The organism is Francisella adeliensis, assembly GCF_003290445.1.
GTDB lineage: Bacteria > Pseudomonadota > Gammaproteobacteria > Francisellales > Francisellaceae > Francisella > Francisella adeliensis.
This window is the reverse complement of record NZ_CP021781.1, coordinates 902575-918465: the sequence shown is the minus strand read 5'-3', so window position 1 is coordinate 918465 and position 15891 is coordinate 902575. Positions and strand designations below refer to the sequence as shown.

Genomic DNA, 15891 nt, shown 5'->3' with positions numbered 1-15891 from the left:
TCATTCATCCTTCAATGAATCAATTATACTATTAATTCGATTAAGAAGGTCATCATAAGACATTATATCAACAACATTTTTATATTTCCTTTTTATTATTTCAAAATCTAAAAGTTGAGCTTCATTAAAATCATTACTTCTTCCTGCAATAATCATACCGGTTGGGTTTGTTATTTTCAATTTTTCTAAGCTCTCACTTTTTATACCATTATTTTTTTTAACTAAACTATTTTTTAGATTTTTTTCGCCTTTCTCTCCAAGTCTAGTTAAGTACCTAAGATATTTCTCTGTCTGCATTATAGTACCACTAAATGCTTTTGTGGGAGTATAGTTTCCTCTATATGTTTGTTTGCAGAACAAATAATTATTATTAAATGGTTGTTTCACCTCTATTATATCTATGTTGCCGTTCACATCTAACATCATAATATCTATCTCTTTTTTGTTATCCATTCTGAAGTCACTTTTCACATGAATAGTCTCAAAGACCTCTATATATTTCGGATAGATATATCTTATTATTTTTGCAATAAAATTTTGCCATTGATTTTCATTATATTCATTTTTATCTAATTCAGTCTCTAATATGTCTCCAATATAAATAAATTTATTTAATTCTAATTTATTTATTTCATTTGTTTCGATATGAGACTTTGGAATATATTTTAGTCGATTTTTAACATATCGTTCTAGCTTATATTGATAATCGATAGTTGTATCAAAATATTCATTAACTACATTAGATATTCTAGAATTAAAATAATGCGATACCTCTGTATTTGTTGGTAGGGTATTTATTATAAATTCTATAGTGTCCTGCGAGATACTAGATTTATGATTACCTCCAATAATAATTTGTTCATTAATTAAGTCATCTATCTTATTGAAGATAGAAACTTCAGGAAAATGAGTTAATTTTGAAACAAATAATTTTAGGTCTAAACACTCTAAACTTTCATGGATTAACAAATCAAATTTTAAACCTAATATTTTTTTATCAATAATGAAATAGCCATCATTATTAATTTTATTTGAGATAACAAAAAAATAGGTATCGTCTTCTTTTTTCAATATATTTATTTTTTCTAAACCAAAAGTTTTCAATAAACAAAAACCTTCATTATCATTTTTATCACTAATCCAGTCATTTTTTACTGGATATGATGCAATAGTATAAGATAAAATTATCTGTTGATCTTCAAAGTATATATCATAATTTTTCATTACCTACCCCGCAAAAAGAAATTATCCAACTGAGAATTAGACAATCTCACCCAAGTTGGTCGACCATGATTACATTGCCCTGAGTTTTCAACTGTTTCCATTTGTCTTAATAAATGATTCATCTCTGGTAGTGTGAGTTTATCATTAGCTCGAACTGCTGCATGACAAGACACTGTAGCTAATATGTGGTTTAGATAAAACTCTACGCTTTTAGTCTTACCAGAAGTACTAAGCTCTGTAGCTACATTTGAGATAAGATCTTTTATATCTTTATCTTTTACATAATTTGGCGTTGAGCGAACAAGTATGGCATCATCAGCAACTATTGAGATTTCAAACCCAAGCTTTTCAAAAACTTCTAGGTTTTCATCTATAGTAGCAACTTGATTTACGGCTAACTGACAAGTCATAGGCATAAGAAGATTTTGCTTAAACTTTTGAGCATCTGAGTGCCAAGTTTCTTTCATTTCTTCATAAAGTATTCGTTCATGAGCGGCGTGCATATCTACTAGCACTACACCACCCTCAATTTGAGAAAGTATATATATTCCATGAATCTGACAAATTGCTTGCCCTAAACCACTAGTTTGTTGTGTTTTATCTTCTGTATTTGTTGGTTGCTTAAACTCTGTGGTATTAGCTGTATTTGAAAAACTCAACTCGCTCTTACTTTCAAAATCTTCGGCTTTAATCTCTATATCAAGGTTCATATTGCCGATATTAAGCGGATTGTTATTTGCTTGATGAATATCTTCTACAGGTTGAGAGTACTTATCATCAGCTTGTACATCTGCACTTGTAGTTATAGTTTTTTTGACCTTACTATATAGAAAATCATAAATAAAGCGTTGATTGCGAAAGCGAACTTCACTTTTTGCAGGATGGACATTTACATCAACCTCTCGATGATCCATATCTAAGTATAACAAAAATGCAGGAAAACGATTACCATACATTACATCTTTATAGGCACTTTTTATAGCATGATTAACGATCTTATCCTTGATGATACGACCATTTATATAAAAACTCTGCATATCTGCTCTAGCACGATTGTACCTAGGGCTTGCAACCCAACCCCACAAGTGAGCATCGCCGACATTTTCATCTATATAAATAGCATTTTCAATAAACTCACGACTATATAAATCAAGTACACGATTGTATTTTAGCTCAGCTTCATTTGCAGCAAATAGGCCTTTGATTTCCTTACCGTTATGAATAACCTTAAATGCGACATTAAAGTAGCAAAGCATATACTTTTTAAGTAATTCAAATATATGTAAAAACTCGGTATTATCCTTTTTCAGGAATTTTCGTCGTGCAGGAGTGTTATAAAAAAGCTCACCGACTTCTATTGTTGTGCCAGTTACATGAGCTGCAGGTATAATTTCATTTGAGATGTTGTTTATCTGCCAAGCCTCTTCTGAACTTATGTGTTTTGAGATTATCTTAACTTTTGCAACAGAACCAATACTTGCTAAAGCCTCGCCACGAAAACCCATACTAGCTACAGATTCTAGCTCATCAAGATTATAAACCTTACTTGTAGCATGAGGTGCTAGTGCTAGTGCTAAATCATCTTTTGAAATACCTTTACCATTATCTCTTATACGAATAAATGACTTACCGCCCTCTTGTATCTCGATAGTTATATCACTAGCTTCTGCATCTATAGAGTTTTCTACTAACTCTTTAATGATTGAAGATGGTCGTTCTATTACCTCACCAGCTGCAATTTGATTAGCTAAACTTTCTGATAAAACTTTTATTTGACGGGTATTTTCCACTTTCAAGCCTATTAGTTATAATGGTTTTTTTACAAAATCTCTTGTTGAGCATTCTTCAAAAAGTTTTTGATTTACAACTTCACCATTTTTATTTTCGTATGGATATACATTATCTTTTGTTAGGCCACATAACTTTTGGATTTTCTTAGCTTCTTTAGGTGTTATTCTTTCCCAATACTCATCTTTACCCAAAAATCCCCAAAAAGCTCTTACATAAACTCTTTGACCACTATCTATAGTCTGTGCTTTCATATGATAATAATTACCGTCATGAGGATTTAAAACCGCTCCATCTTTGTAAAGAGGGCCTTTTGTTCCTTTTGTGTTATCATCAGAGTTTTTTGCATTCCAGACAAATTCCATACCTTGGTATTTATCCTTACCACTTGAATAATCATAATCATTACCATAAGCACTACCTTTACCGCAATTTTTACAGTAAATCATCGGAGCATGAACTTTATTATCATCAACATTAGAAAGAGGTACAAATATTTTTGCATTTAAATTACCGTCTTTATTATTGTAAGCTTGGATTACTGATGTGTTTGTATTAGTATCTTTATCCTTTTGTAGCCAATAACCATTTGGTAAAGCATCTTTTTCAGCTGCAAAACTTATAGTTGCACATATAGGTAAAAGTACTAAAAGAATTTTTCTTAACATAAGAATGAAAAAATATTTTTATTATAAGAATAAAGTATAAAGAAAATCTATAGTTATACAAATTTATTAGGTAGTAATTAGTTTATAAAAACTAAATTTATGCTGTTGGATTAGCTACACCAAAGTCATAGTTATAACACTCTTTAAACAACTTACTATCTTTAAGCTTTCCATCTTCATCTTGATAAGGATATACATTATCGGCTGTTAAACCACACTTCTCTTTAACTGCTTCATACTGCTCTGGAGTGATTTTCTTCCAATGAGCATCTTTACCAAACCAGCCATAATAAGCTCTTACATCAAGTGTTTTTCCACCATCTGCGATTATTGCATTAGCTGAGTAAGTTTTACCATCATTCGGATTAAGTACACCACCCTTATCATAACCAGCACCTACTTTTTGCAGGTTACCTGAGAACACTAGGCCTTGAGTAAAGTTTGTTTTATTGGAAGTATAATCGTATTTAAACCCATTTATTTCACCTTTAACTACACTAACAGCACCACCCTTTTGGAATCGAATATCTGCTGGAACCATTTCACCTGATGAATTAATTTTCATAATAGGAACTGCTATATTCATCTCTAATGTACCTTTTTTACCATGAGTATCATTAGTCGCTAAATATGTATGAATTACACCTTGTACTTTACCACGACCAGCATCTTTATCTTCATCAAATTGCACCCAGTAGCCTTCGTACGGATTTGCACTCGCTTCTGTAGCTTCAGCAGCATAAAGTGAACCTGAAAAACCTGCTAGTGCAAGTAAAGCAACAATTTTAGTTTTTTTCATATATTCTCCTTTTGTATGAAAATTTTTCAATCAACAGTATCGATACTAGCAAAGATATACTTTTTATTCAAACATCTGAGCATTTAATTTAACAAATAACACAGATAAGTTTATACTTACTACAACTTAAGCAATTTATAGAATAATCGTTGACACATACTGGAAAAATAATCACAAATTTTGGTGGAAGTATAACCGTTAAATTAACTAATGGTGAAAAAATAAATGCCACAATGCGTAGCAATCTTAAGGGTGAACTAACAGTTGGAGATATAGTTGATTTAGAGTACAACAATCAAACTTATGTTATTACAACTCTTCATGATAGAAGAAACCTTATATCTCGCCCAAATCTATATCAGCGTAAAAACAAGAATATTGCCGCAAATATTGATCAAGCAGCTGTTATTATTTGTCACTCTCCTGCTCCAGTTGAGCATTATATTGATAGATACCTTGCAGCATTACACAATAGTGACATTAAGCCTATTATTATAGTAAATAAAGTAGACAGCCAATCCTCAGCAGATAAAGAATATATTGAGTCTTTAATGGATATTTATAAAAAAATTGGTTACGAAATTTACTATATTTCAGCTCAGGAAAACGTTGGTATTGATAACCTTTTAGAAGCTCTTAAAGGTAAATCTTCTATATTTCTAGGTCAATCTGGTGTCGGTAAATCTGAAACTTTAAATACAATTCTTGGTGAGAAAATTACCGCTACTAAAGCTGTTTCAAACTCCACAAAAAAAGGACGTCATACAACTACAGCCTCTACTTTATATGAAATTGATGATGATACAAATATTATTGATTCTCCTGGAATACGAGAGTTTGGACTTTGGCATATTACAAAAGAAGAACTTTTTGATGGATTTATAGATTTTAAAGAGTATAAAGGCGAATGTCAGTACCGAAACTGTGCCCATGAAGAAAATTCAAAAGGCTGTAAAATAGTAGAGCAAATTGAAGCTGGTAATATTTCTTTATTGAGGTTTAAGAACTACCATAGAATTTTAGCTGAAATAGTTAAGTGATCTTGCTTACGATTCCTTTTTATCTTGCTTAAGATATTTTCTAATATAAAGATTAACTAAGCTAATCCATAATGGACTAAATAGTAAAGATAATGAAATTAATGTAATTGATAACTCATAAGTATTATCGTTTACAATTCTTAAAGAATACCCCATGGTTATCAACACAAAACTAAACTCTCCTATCTGAGATAGCATTGCTCCACCAATTAAGGACTCATCTAACCTTTGTTTTAGCATTTTAAATATTATGGTATTTACTGTTGTATTTATTACAAATATCAATACTAAAAACACTACAAAACCAAAGAGATACTGCCAAACTAAATGTAAATTTATTAGCATTCCAATAGATATAAAAAACAATGCCATAAATATAGTTTTTACAGTAGATAAACTGTGTCCAACCCACTCAGTTTCCTCTACTGTAGCTACAATCATCCCACCTACAAACGCTCCTAATGCCGATGAAAGATTTAATGACCCTGTAATAGCAGCCATTCCAAAACAAATAATTAATGCCGCAAATACACGCATCTCTTCATCTTGACCAAGCATCGCTATAAATTTAAATTTTATATTTTTCTTAATCGCCATAATAGCTGCAATACCAACGACTAAAATACCTCCAGCTATTTGTGTAAGTATTTGGCTTAAATGAGGTGTTTCTCCCCCCAATAAACCAATAATAATCAACATAGGTACTACCGCAAGGTCTTGTACTAGAAGAACTCCTAAAACATTTTGCCCTAGTCTAGTCTTCATAGTACCACCATCATGAAGTAGCTTAAGTACAACTGCTGTACTACTTAGACTCATAACAGAACCAAAAAGTACAATCTTAGCCATAGACCACTGAAAGTATAATCCTACTAATGAGACTATCAAGGAGGTTACTAATATCTGAGCCATTGTACCTAATGTTGGCACTTTCCAATTTTCCGCAAATTTTCTTGGTGAAATCTCCATCCCTGCAAAAAACAATAACAAAATCACGCCTATTTCTCCAAGCCTTTCAAGGTTATGAGTATCTTTTATAAGATCTAATCCATAAGGTCCAAGAAGAATACCTGTAAAAAGATACGCTATTACATAAGGTTGTTTTAGCTTTTTGATTATCATTGTAAAAATCAAAATGCCTAACATTAAAAATACAAAAATTGGGATGAGTGGCTCGCTGTGCATTTATTCTAACTATTTATAAAAATTATGTTATATATAAATAATACTTTATATAGTAATAAAATGTTACTGTTTAAGAAGTTTTTTGAAGATTTTTATATATTGTCAATAAGCCTAAAAATTAAATATTTTTTATAAACACATCTATGTTTAAATACACTTCTAAAATATGCTAAAATACCTTCACTTTTTCAATTTAAATTTTTTTAAAAATAATTATGGAATATAGAAAATACATTTGTATCGTATGTGGCTGGATTTATGATGAAGCCGAAGGTTGTGAGGAAGATGGTCTAGCACCGGGTACTAGATGGGAAGATATCCCTGATGATTGGGAATGCCCTGACTGTGGCGTTACAAAAGAAGACTTTGAGCTTTTAGAAGAATAATTTCAAACATAGATGTCAGCATTATTTCAAAAAATCTTCTTTGATAACAAAGAGTTTGTAATAATGCGTGATGACTTATCTCACCCAACCTTCTCAGGAAATAAAGCTCGTAAGCTTGCTTATATCATCAATGAACCTAAAAAATACTCGCATATAAAAACGATAGTTTCATTTGGTGGTAATCAGTCTAACTTTATGTTTGCTCTTTCTCAACTTGCAAAACTTATGGGCTGGCAATTTGAATATTGGATAAAACCACTTCCTAAATTTCTAAAGCAGAAAAAAATTGGTAATCTCGATTTAGCCCTAAAAAATGGCATGATACTCTTTGAAACAACAGAGACTCTAACTCTAGAGAATATAAAGAAAAACTATCTTTTAGAACAACAGAATTTTTCTAAACCACTGAGTGGAGTCGAATGTGTCAAGAAAGACACTTGTCTATTCTTCGATCAAGGAGGCAGAGATCCAAATGCTGAGACTGGTCTAGCAGACTGTGCTAATGAGATTAAGGATTATTGTTGTGATAATAACATAGCTAACTACAGTGTAGTTGTAGCATCTGGTACTGGTACTACTGCTTTATACTTAGAAAAATATTTACCCAAAAAAATATATACAGTATCTTGTGTAGGTACAGATAAATACCTTACAGACCAGTTTAATAGTATTGATAACACTCTAGCACACCCTCAGATACTACAAGAATCTTTCAAATCAAACTTTGGACAATTAGATATAAAAAACTATCAACTCTATAACAGTCTTCTTAAAGAAACAGGTATAGAATTTGAGCTACTTTATGATCCTATAACTTGGCGAGTATTATTAGAAAACTATGATAATTTACCAAAACCAATAGTCTACATACACTGCGGTGGAACTAGTGGTAATGCTACTATGCTTGCGAGGTACAATCGACTACTAAACTCTTAGCATCTTAGCTCATGCCCATAATGAGTTGATACTCAGCTCAACCCCTACACAGATTTTTTACAATATTTCGTATGTTCTGCCTTTCGGTCATTCCCTAACAGGATAAAATCTCTAAACCATTAGCCAAAATCACCTACTAGCCAAATATTTACCCTCAAAAAATGACTCAACATCTGAAACATAATAGTCAATCTCTTGATTATCATAAAAGTTAGCTTCTGACTTATCATCATCTGCATGGATCAATACTGTCTCCATACCTAGGTACTTAGCTGGCACTAGATTATGCGATGAATCCTCAAAAAATATCGCATTTGTAAAATCAATATCAAATTTATCTCGACCTATCTCGAAGTACTTTGTCTTTGGTTTAGCTATAAGGTTAGTATCTTCTACTGTTAATATACCATCAAAGCTTTTATCTAAGCCAAGTTGCTTGAGGACTCTAAAGGTGTGAAAGTCAGAAGCATTTGTGAATATATAAGTACGATGATTTTTTCTTAAATCATTGATATATTTGTTTAGTTTTTCATTTGGCTTGAAGTGGCTAATATCTATATCATCAATAAAATCTAAAAACTCTTTAGACTCTATACCATGATAACGCATCATCCCAAGCATAGTAGAACCAAACTCATAGTAAAGCTCATCGCGTATAGCATCTGCTTTTTCATTATCGGCGATTTTAAGCTTTAGCTTTATATACTCTCTCATGCGATCTAGCTGACTAGCAAATAGACCATTTTTATAAGAGTAAAGTGTGTTGTCTAAGTCAAATATGTAGGTTTTCATTTTTAGTTTCCTATAATTCATTATCAATATTATATAGACTAGCTAAACTTCTTTATAGATTTATTAAAAAGCACCTATCAAAATTAAAATAAATAAAAATATCTTTTCTTTTTTATTTCTTCTAAAATTATGAGCATATTTTAATAAAAAAATATTATGTAGATAACTTTTTTCTAAAATATAAAGAGAAAACTTATATTTGAGTTCTAAATTAAGTACTTTTATTATTTTTACTATCTCATTTCTATACCACGATGAGAAAACAAGCTTAAACCTTTTAGCTAGTGCTTTTATACCATTATTTGCTCCAAGTTGATTAGAGCTATGCTGCCTATATCGCATACTAATTTTTTTGTCTATATACCAGCTATACCCATTTTCTCTTGCAAATGCATATATTATCCAGTCATGGTAATCTATTTTGTTTACTTCATTCCACTTATACTCTATAAAAGATTTTACTTCAGTTGTTAGTTTTTGACTTAAAACATAAGTACATCCTGGACCAGCTGGTTCAAAAATATAGTCGTATTTTGCTTGAGTACTTGCTTTTTGTAGTATTGATTCTTTACCATCTTCCCAAAAAGCTAAAACATTTGCAGAATAACCATCTATACTTTGCTCCTTTATACTATTGATAGAATGAATAAGCTTATCTGCATACCAAATATCATCTTGATCTGCCAAAGATATATAGTCAAAACTAGAAAAATCGACATCCTTAATAAGTCTATAAAAATTCTTTGCTGCTCCACCAAATTTTCCTACATTTTCAAGTACTATTATTTTAGTATTTGTTGCAGATATATTTTCTATAATACCTTTAGTTCCATCAGTAGATAAATCATCACTTACAAATATAGTAACATCAACATCTACTTGATTTAAAATACTCTCAATCTGTTCGTAAATATAATCTATACCGTTATATGTCGCCAATAAGACTGCTACTTTAAACATTGTTTCAAGACCTTTTTATAATGTTCTACGAATTTTAACAAATATTTGTTCTATACCTTTGTTAAAAAACAACTCAAATAATGTACAAAAAACTAAGATTGTTAATAATAGCCTTAATATATCAAAATTATTTTAGCGTGACATGCTTATCCAAACAAACTCTTTAAATTAACTTATTATAACCACCTAGTGTAGTTCAAATACTAGTTAATTCTTTTCAAACGATGATGTTTTAGGAAGTATTTTAGATAAATATTTAGCTAAGGCTTCACTTAGCATAGAAAATTCATCTGTAACATCATCTGATACGCATAAAAAAGTTGTACTATCCTTTATTTTTTGTAAATCATTTATTTCTCTATAATAAATTGATTGATGGTCACTAAATTCAAAAGGGTAAAAATCTCCTTCAATCAAATTAACAAATCTACATAACCAATGAGTTAAATCTTTATTTGTTCTAAACCTTTTTTTTGAAGTATTTCTAAATTTTTCTTCTTTTTCCCATATTTTAATAAATGTCGATTTTAAATGTGCTTGAGGATGATGATAAGTATTGATCCATGGAATTTTATTAGGAGATTGGACTTTAAAGAACAAGTTTAAAAGATTAGATAATAGACTATAGTTTTTAGAAAATAATTGCCAATCTTTAATATTCTGTTTTACATAAAGTTTATTAATTGTACTTATATTATTGACTAGCATTTCATTATATTCTGGCTTTCCTTTTAAAATTCTATATAAATGTCCTTCTCTTGATATTGATTGCACAAAAAAATCTACAGGAAGTCCATTTTTAAAAAATCTCTCTTTTTCACAAGGCTTAAGAACAAACATATCATCATTAAATAAGATAAAGTGTTCACTTAAACATTCAAGCCAACCTAAATTTAACTCAATAGCATTAGAATTAAATGTCGGTAAGTCACTTTTATCTTTGAAAAACATTTCATGTGTTATATGATTTAATTTAGATGACTTCTTTAACCAACCTGGTATATGCCCCTCTGTGACTAGATGGATTTTTCTTACCCAAGGCATAAATGTTTCTATTCCACGAAGTACAAACTTCAATGTTCCCCAATCTTGGAAACGGTTTTCATCTAATGCATGCTCTCTTATATCATGCTTATTCTTCTTTTCTCTCCACTTTTCATCAGATCCATCTACCCAAAGTATCACCACATCGATTTCATAGCTATTGTTCATTTAATCACCAATTTCAAATATCTCTTTTATTAAATAATAAATATTTAAATCTCATCAAAACATCTCCAAGAAATGGCAGTTTTTTTATCTTGGCTATACTGGTTCTGTATATTTCCCATATAACATAAGAAAATATACCTAACTTATATCTCTTAACGATTCTTAACTTTTCTTTTCTTAAATTTGTATTTACAATTGAAGAAACCCCTGACATATCGGAATTACAAATAATAGAATCTACTCTCTTAAATCTATATCTTAAGTCTCGTAATTTAAAAAAAAAGTCTGTATCCCCTGATACTATAAAGCTTGTATCATATAAATATTTTTTGTGAACTGATAATCTTACAATACAACTTTGATGACAAAATGACACACAAAACTTTGCTTTTTCAAATGGCTTAGCTTTATATAACAAAGAGTATTTAGAGTGTATATTGTTACGCCCACCATAAATCACATCACTATCTGTAGAACTTTTAATCAATGTTAAAATCGCAGTTTTACAAAAAAAACTATCCCCTGCATTCATAAAATTTATCCAGTCACCTGTAGCTAAGCTAATCCCTTTATTCATAGCATCATAAATACCACCATCTGGCTCACTCACCCAGTAGTCTATAGCATGCTCATATTTTTTGATAATATCAATCGTACCATCAGTAGAGCCACCATCTATGATGATATACTCGACATTATCATAAGTTTGATTAATAACACTCAATATAGTTTCTTCAAGGAAATCCTCTCCATTGAAAACTACTGTAACAATAGTAATAAGAGGCTTATTTTGATAAGATAACTTAAATAATTCCTTAGTCCGAAGTCCACCATCTGCAATCCTTTTATCATTGAATGGTAATAATAAAAAACTTTCAAACTCAGCATTAGCAATGTTCTGTAATCTAGGTTTATCTATCGTAAGTAGTTTTGTGGTGCTATATGATTTATTCATTAGTCAACAAGTTCCTTAACGACCTCTGTGAAGGTATTAGCAAACATTTGTGTTCTAACTTCTAGAGATTCAACTTTGTTACTATCTGTAGCTTTATAGTCGTTTAATATATTCTTTAACGATTTCATATTATTTTTTTCGAAAAATGTAGCCTCTGGGTATTGTTCTTTATGAACATTTAGATCAGATAAAATCATATTTTTACTTACACTTTTACACTCTTCTACTGTAGAACTCCACCCTTCAAATAGTGATGGATTTATAACAGCTTCTGAATATTTTATAAGTAAAAAAACATCCTTATAATCAATTAAACCTAATAGTTTTATGTTCTCTATTAAGTTATTATCTTGTATAAACTTTTTTAATTGCTCAATGTAAGTTTTATTCCGATAGTCATCTAAGTGCCCACTACACACTATGTGAATATTTCCACCATCATTAATTATTGATTTTACAGCCTCAAATACTACCATATGATTTTTATGTTTCCAAAATTGGTTCGGAATATAATAAAATTTATACTTAATTTTATATTTTTCTTTTAACTTTTTCTCATCTTCGTTATCAAAAGTAAAATACTCTTCATTTGGTTGGGAAACAAACTGTAAAACTTTTGCTTTATTTACATAATTAGTAGCATATTTTTTATAATCATTTAATACATCATAACTACTTAGAATTACTTTATCACTATATTTTATTAAGTTCACATACTCTTTATCTCTACTTTCTAAAATTTCTTTCGAAAACATTTCAGGAAGATGAAAGTGCTGAAAGTCCGGTATCCAATTTATAGTCTTAACAGACTTAAGATTGACTATTTTCGCATGAGATAAAACATCTATATTATTATTTTTTAAAAAATGCTCCAAAATATAGTTTGATTTTAGGTATTTTTTTTCAATTTTATGGAAAATCCACTTGATATTTTTTTTATCAAAAATACTATCTTCTATAACAGTAGCATATTTTCTAAACATGTTTTTTATATCTTCGTCTTGTTTTTTGCCTACAAAAACAAAAACTTCTAACTCATCACTTTTATGTTTTTTAATAGCATACAAAAGGTTTTTAAAATAATTTAAACCACCCATCCAATTTCTTGAAACATCTCCGATAAAGCCAACCCTAATCATTTTCATTCTTCGTCCAAGTGATAAATTCTTTTAATCCCCCAGCAAATGAAACTTTTACTTCAAAACCATATTCGTGCTGTTTTTTTATATCTGACCAATAATATATAGGATTTCCCTCATTAATCTGATTATTAAACTTTATATTTATACTCGGTTTAATTATATCTCTAATATTCTCAATCACATGCTTAATACTGAGCTTTATACCTGCTCCACCATTTATTATTAAAAAATTTTTATTTTTTTTCAAAACTTTCTCAAATAAAGCAATAGCATCATCTATATGAATAAAATCTCTAGTTTCATTTCCAGTTCCCCAAAATAAAGCCTCTTCTTCAGCGCTTTGTATTTTTTGAGCAGCGTCCCAAAGTAACTGTTTTTTAAGTCCTTTTCCATAAACAGAAAATAACCTAACGACAGAAATTACTAGATTATATTTTTCACTATAACTTTGACACAAATCTTCAGCTATTTTCTTATGGTAACCATAAGGAGATGCTGGTTTCCCTATATATTCTTCATTTATTGGTTCATTAGCACATTCACCTTGAACTGCGGGACTTGATGGATAAATAAGATGTGCCTTTTGGTTATAAAGTCTCATATATTCTAGAACCTCTAAAGTTCCATCAACTGTCTTTTTAAAATCTTGGTAAGGATTTTCTACAGAAAATCCAACAGATCCGCTACCGCCACAATGAACAATCACATCAAAAACTTGATTAAAAGCTAAAATTGCAGATATAGATATATCTCCTTGTTGCCAAAAGTCCAAACCTATTTGTTGAGATCTTTTAATTGATAAATCCCCATGACCTATACCGTAAGTAATGTAACCTTGATTCTTAAAATATTTACATACATTACTGCCTATAAAACCTTTAGCTCCTGTTATAAGAATTTTTTTCAATATATATCTCCAAAGTTTTTACTACATGCTTGCAATGGCATTTTAATATCTGAATAATTTTGTTTCAAAATATTTAAATAATCTTCTTCAAGAGGTATCAAAGAATCTAATTTATTATTATAATTCTGCACTTTAATCCATTTGTTATTTTCAAAATCATACCTTTTGATAACTTTACAAGGATTGCCTACAGCTATTGAAAAAGGAGGAATATCTTTATTAACAAGACTCCCAGCTCCTATTATAGAACCATGTCCTATATTAACATTACCTACGACTGTAACATTAGAACTCAAGCAAACATTTACTCCTATTATAATAGAATCCTTATTAGTACAACTAGCTATCATGTAAGGCTTATATGGATCATCAAACAAATGATTACTGCCTAGAAGTCGACAATCAGTCGATGTCATTGTATACGACCCTATACTAATATTTTCACCTACAGAAAAGAAATTTCTTTTACCAATATAACAAAAATCTCCTATAACACACTGCTTTGAATGATTCTTGCGATGATTTATATTTATCCAAGTATCTTGTGATAATGCTGAATTTCTACCTATAGATACACTTTTCCATCCTAGAACACTAACACTTTTATCTATAAATGTATTCTTACCTATGTTTTTTTTATAAAAAAGATTTATAAACTTATGATATATAGATCTTATTTTATTTTTTTGATATTCATTCAAATTATTCTTTATAATATTTAGCACCTAGCAATCCTTTTACATTCTTTCAAAAAAGATTCCATCCTGGGATAACTATATATAATCCTCCACTGTAACCAGTTCTTTAATGACATCATTTTTTTATGTTTATTTATAAATTCTAATTTTAATTCAAAGCTTATATTTCTTTTAATCACTATATTAATAAATTTATTTTTATAAATAAAAAAAATCTTATGATATTTGTAGTCCCAATATTTATCAAAATCATTAATACTCTTTATCATACGCTCAGCATACCCAATAAATCTTTCATCATTATTCATCGAAGCACTCCAAGACCCAGCACTTAAAACTCTGTAACACCCCATAACCTTATTTATGAACAATGCTCCATTTGGCATTGAAGAACAAGCTCTAATCCACACATCACCAACAGGACTCTGAGAAAATAGTTTATAATTTAAATTGTCTAATTTTTCTTTTTTAAACACTATTGTATTTGTTTGAACTAAGTGAAAATCTCCTGTAATTATCTCTCTGAAGCTGTAAATTCTATTTCCATTCTGCAACTTAGGGCTAACAATATTACCTAAACCATCTACTTCTGAAGATAGATGAAAACTTAATCCAACTTTTGGATACTTTTGCATCTCATTAATTTGTACCTGTAATTTCCTTGGATCAGTCCAATAGTCATCTCCTTCACATAATGCGATATATTTTCCTTTCGCTCGCTTGATATTCTCTATAAAATTAGTCATCGAACCAACATTATTCTTTCTCGACAAAGGTTTTATGATTTTTGGGTATCTTTCTTTATAGTCTTTTATTATATTTTTAGTCTGATCTGACGATGCATCATCATCTATAAGTATTTCAAAAATAAAATTTGTTTCTTGCATTAAAAAACTATCCAATGCTTCTTTTATATAAAGTTCATGATTATATGTTATGCAACAAATACTTACAGTCGGCTTATTTATGTCTCCAACCCATTTAGAAATAATTTTCTTTTCTGTCATTTCAATATACCCTAACAATTTGTGACAGTTATTAAACCCCTTATTCATTATATATCCAAATTTTCTAGCTGTCATACAATTGATAAGAAAATATTTGAAAGATTACTTATACTCTCAATTTTTCTATGATTTTTTCCACATTGCTCATTTGCCACTATATTAAGCCTCTATCCGTGGCTTTTCTTGCTATTC

At 29.8% G+C, this 15891-nt stretch carries 16 protein-coding genes; 3 read left to right on the top strand and 13 right to left on the bottom strand.

Annotated elements, in window-relative coordinates:
- The 4 genes from CDH04_RS04495 to CDH04_RS04480 form a co-directional block, all read right to left on the bottom strand.
- Positions 1-1224 (bottom strand): Shedu immune nuclease family protein, encoded by a 1224-nt coding sequence (locus CDH04_RS04495; protein ID WP_112869886.1) that lies wholly within the window; start codon positions 1222-1224, stop codon positions 1-3.
- Entirely contained in the window at positions 1224-3014 is a 1791-nt protein-coding gene (mutL, locus tag CDH04_RS04490) for a DNA mismatch repair endonuclease MutL (RefSeq protein WP_244909967.1), read from the bottom strand. The genes CDH04_RS04495 and mutL overlap by 1 nt, the downstream gene beginning before the upstream one ends.
- Positions 3015-3029: 15 nt before the next feature.
- Positions 3030-3680 carry a DUF2147 domain-containing protein gene (locus CDH04_RS04485; RefSeq protein WP_112869884.1) on the bottom strand — a complete coding sequence of 217 codons (651 nt, stop codon included), beginning with the start codon at positions 3678-3680 and terminating at the stop codon, positions 3030-3032.
- Positions 3681-3777: 97 nt separating this feature from the next.
- Positions 3778-4479 (bottom strand): DUF2147 domain-containing protein, encoded by a 702-nt coding sequence (locus CDH04_RS04480; protein WP_112869883.1) that lies wholly within the window; start codon positions 4477-4479, stop codon positions 3778-3780.
- A 149-nt stretch (positions 4480-4628) separates the two neighbouring features.
- Here CDH04_RS04480 and rsgA point away from each other — a divergent pair, with 149 nt between their 5' ends.
- Entirely contained in the window at positions 4629-5519 is an 891-nt protein-coding gene (rsgA, locus tag CDH04_RS04475; protein WP_234393411.1) for a ribosome small subunit-dependent GTPase A, read from the top strand.
- A gap of 6 nt (positions 5520-5525) precedes the next feature.
- On the opposite strand, the gene CDH04_RS04470 is transcribed toward rsgA, so the two are convergent.
- Complete coding sequence (locus tag CDH04_RS04470) at positions 5526-6704, bottom strand: cation:proton antiporter (protein WP_112869882.1); 1179 nt, start codon at positions 6702-6704, stop codon at positions 5526-5528.
- 215 nt (positions 6705-6919) lie between these two features.
- Between CDH04_RS04470 and CDH04_RS04465 the strand changes: the two genes are divergently transcribed.
- Both CDH04_RS04465 and CDH04_RS04460 read left to right on the top strand, forming a co-directional pair.
- Complete coding sequence (locus CDH04_RS04465; RefSeq protein ID WP_112869881.1) at positions 6920-7090, top strand: rubredoxin; 171 nt, start codon at positions 6920-6922, stop codon at positions 7088-7090.
- Positions 7091-7102: 12 nt separating this feature from the next.
- Positions 7103-8026 carry a 1-aminocyclopropane-1-carboxylate deaminase gene (locus CDH04_RS04460; RefSeq protein WP_112869880.1) on the top strand — a complete coding sequence of 308 codons (924 nt, stop codon included), beginning with the start codon at positions 7103-7105 and terminating at the stop codon, positions 8024-8026.
- A gap of 129 nt (positions 8027-8155) precedes the next feature.
- Here the strand turns inward: CDH04_RS04460 and CDH04_RS04455 are convergent, their stop codons facing one another.
- The 8 genes from CDH04_RS04455 to CDH04_RS04420 form a co-directional block, all read right to left on the bottom strand.
- Positions 8156-8818 carry a pyrimidine 5'-nucleotidase gene (locus CDH04_RS04455; RefSeq protein ID WP_112869879.1) on the bottom strand — a complete coding sequence of 221 codons (663 nt, stop codon included), beginning with the start codon at positions 8816-8818 and terminating at the stop codon, positions 8156-8158.
- 63 nt (positions 8819-8881) lie between these two features.
- Positions 8882-9778 carry a glycosyltransferase gene (locus tag CDH04_RS04450; RefSeq protein ID WP_112869878.1) on the bottom strand — a complete coding sequence of 299 codons (897 nt, stop codon included), beginning with the start codon at positions 9776-9778 and terminating at the stop codon, positions 8882-8884.
- Between the two features lie 207 nt (positions 9779-9985).
- Positions 9986-10990, bottom strand: a complete 1005-nt coding sequence (locus CDH04_RS04445) for a stealth family protein (RefSeq protein WP_112870896.1) — start codon at positions 10988-10990, stop codon at positions 9986-9988.
- Between the two features lie 13 nt (positions 10991-11003).
- Positions 11004-11945: a glycosyltransferase family 2 protein gene (locus CDH04_RS04440; protein WP_112869877.1), complete on the bottom strand. Its 942-nt coding sequence runs from the start codon at positions 11943-11945 to the stop codon at positions 11004-11006.
- The gene (locus CDH04_RS04435) at positions 11945-13090 is read right to left on the bottom strand and encodes a glycosyltransferase (protein ID WP_112869876.1); all 1146 of its coding nucleotides are present in this window, start codon (positions 13088-13090) and stop codon (positions 11945-11947) included. Before CDH04_RS04435 ends, CDH04_RS04440 begins: the two co-directional genes overlap by 1 nt.
- Complete coding sequence (locus CDH04_RS04430; RefSeq protein WP_112869875.1) at positions 13077-13994, bottom strand: NAD-dependent epimerase/dehydratase family protein; 918 nt, start codon at positions 13992-13994, stop codon at positions 13077-13079. Before CDH04_RS04430 ends, CDH04_RS04435 begins: the two co-directional genes overlap by 14 nt.
- Positions 13991-14719, bottom strand: a complete 729-nt coding sequence (locus CDH04_RS09880) for an acyltransferase (protein WP_200164544.1) — start codon at positions 14717-14719, stop codon at positions 13991-13993. The genes CDH04_RS04430 and CDH04_RS09880 overlap by 4 nt, the downstream gene beginning before the upstream one ends.
- A complete protein-coding gene (locus CDH04_RS04420) occupies positions 14713-15699 on the bottom strand; it encodes a glycosyltransferase (RefSeq protein ID WP_162699196.1) in 987 nt (328 codons plus the stop codon). The genes CDH04_RS09880 and CDH04_RS04420 overlap by 7 nt, the downstream gene beginning before the upstream one ends.
- Between the last annotated feature and the right edge of the window lie 192 nt (positions 15700-15891).

Bases quoted from the DNA above. Each gene is read 5' to 3' on its own strand.
- CDH04_RS04460 (WP_112869880.1), top strand. From the start codon at position 7,103: ATGTCAGCATTATTTCAAAAAATCTTCTTTGATAACAAAGAGTTTGTA.
- CDH04_RS04495 (WP_112869886.1), bottom strand. From the start codon at position 1,224: ATGAAAAATTATGATATATACTTTGAAGATCAACAGATAATTTTATCT.
- CDH04_RS04435 (WP_112869876.1), bottom strand. From the start codon at position 13,090: ATGAAAATGATTAGGGTTGGCTTTATCGGAGATGTTTCAAGAAATTGG.
- CDH04_RS04470 (WP_112869882.1), bottom strand. From the start codon at position 6,704: ATGCACAGCGAGCCACTCATCCCAATTTTTGTATTTTTAATGTTAGGC.
- CDH04_RS04445 (WP_112870896.1), bottom strand. From the start codon at position 10,990: ATGAACAATAGCTATGAAATCGATGTGGTGATACTTTGGGTAGATGGA.
- CDH04_RS04450 (WP_112869878.1), bottom strand. From the start codon at position 9,778: ATGTTTAAAGTAGCAGTCTTATTGGCGACATATAACGGTATAGATTAT.
- CDH04_RS04465 (WP_112869881.1), top strand. From the start codon at position 6,920: ATGGAATATAGAAAATACATTTGTATCGTATGTGGCTGGATTTATGAT.
- CDH04_RS04485 (WP_112869884.1), bottom strand. From the start codon at position 3,680: ATGTTAAGAAAAATTCTTTTAGTACTTTTACCTATATGTGCAACTATA.
- CDH04_RS04455 (WP_112869879.1), bottom strand. From the start codon at position 8,818: ATGAAAACCTACATATTTGACTTAGACAACACACTTTACTCTTATAAA.
- CDH04_RS04440 (WP_112869877.1), bottom strand. From the start codon at position 11,945: ATGAATAAATCATATAGCACCACAAAACTACTTACGATAGATAAACCT.
- CDH04_RS04480 (WP_112869883.1), bottom strand. From the start codon at position 4,479: ATGAAAAAAACTAAAATTGTTGCTTTACTTGCACTAGCAGGTTTTTCA.
- CDH04_RS04420 (WP_162699196.1), bottom strand. From the start codon at position 15,699: ATGACAGAAAAGAAAATTATTTCTAAATGGGTTGGAGACATAAATAAG.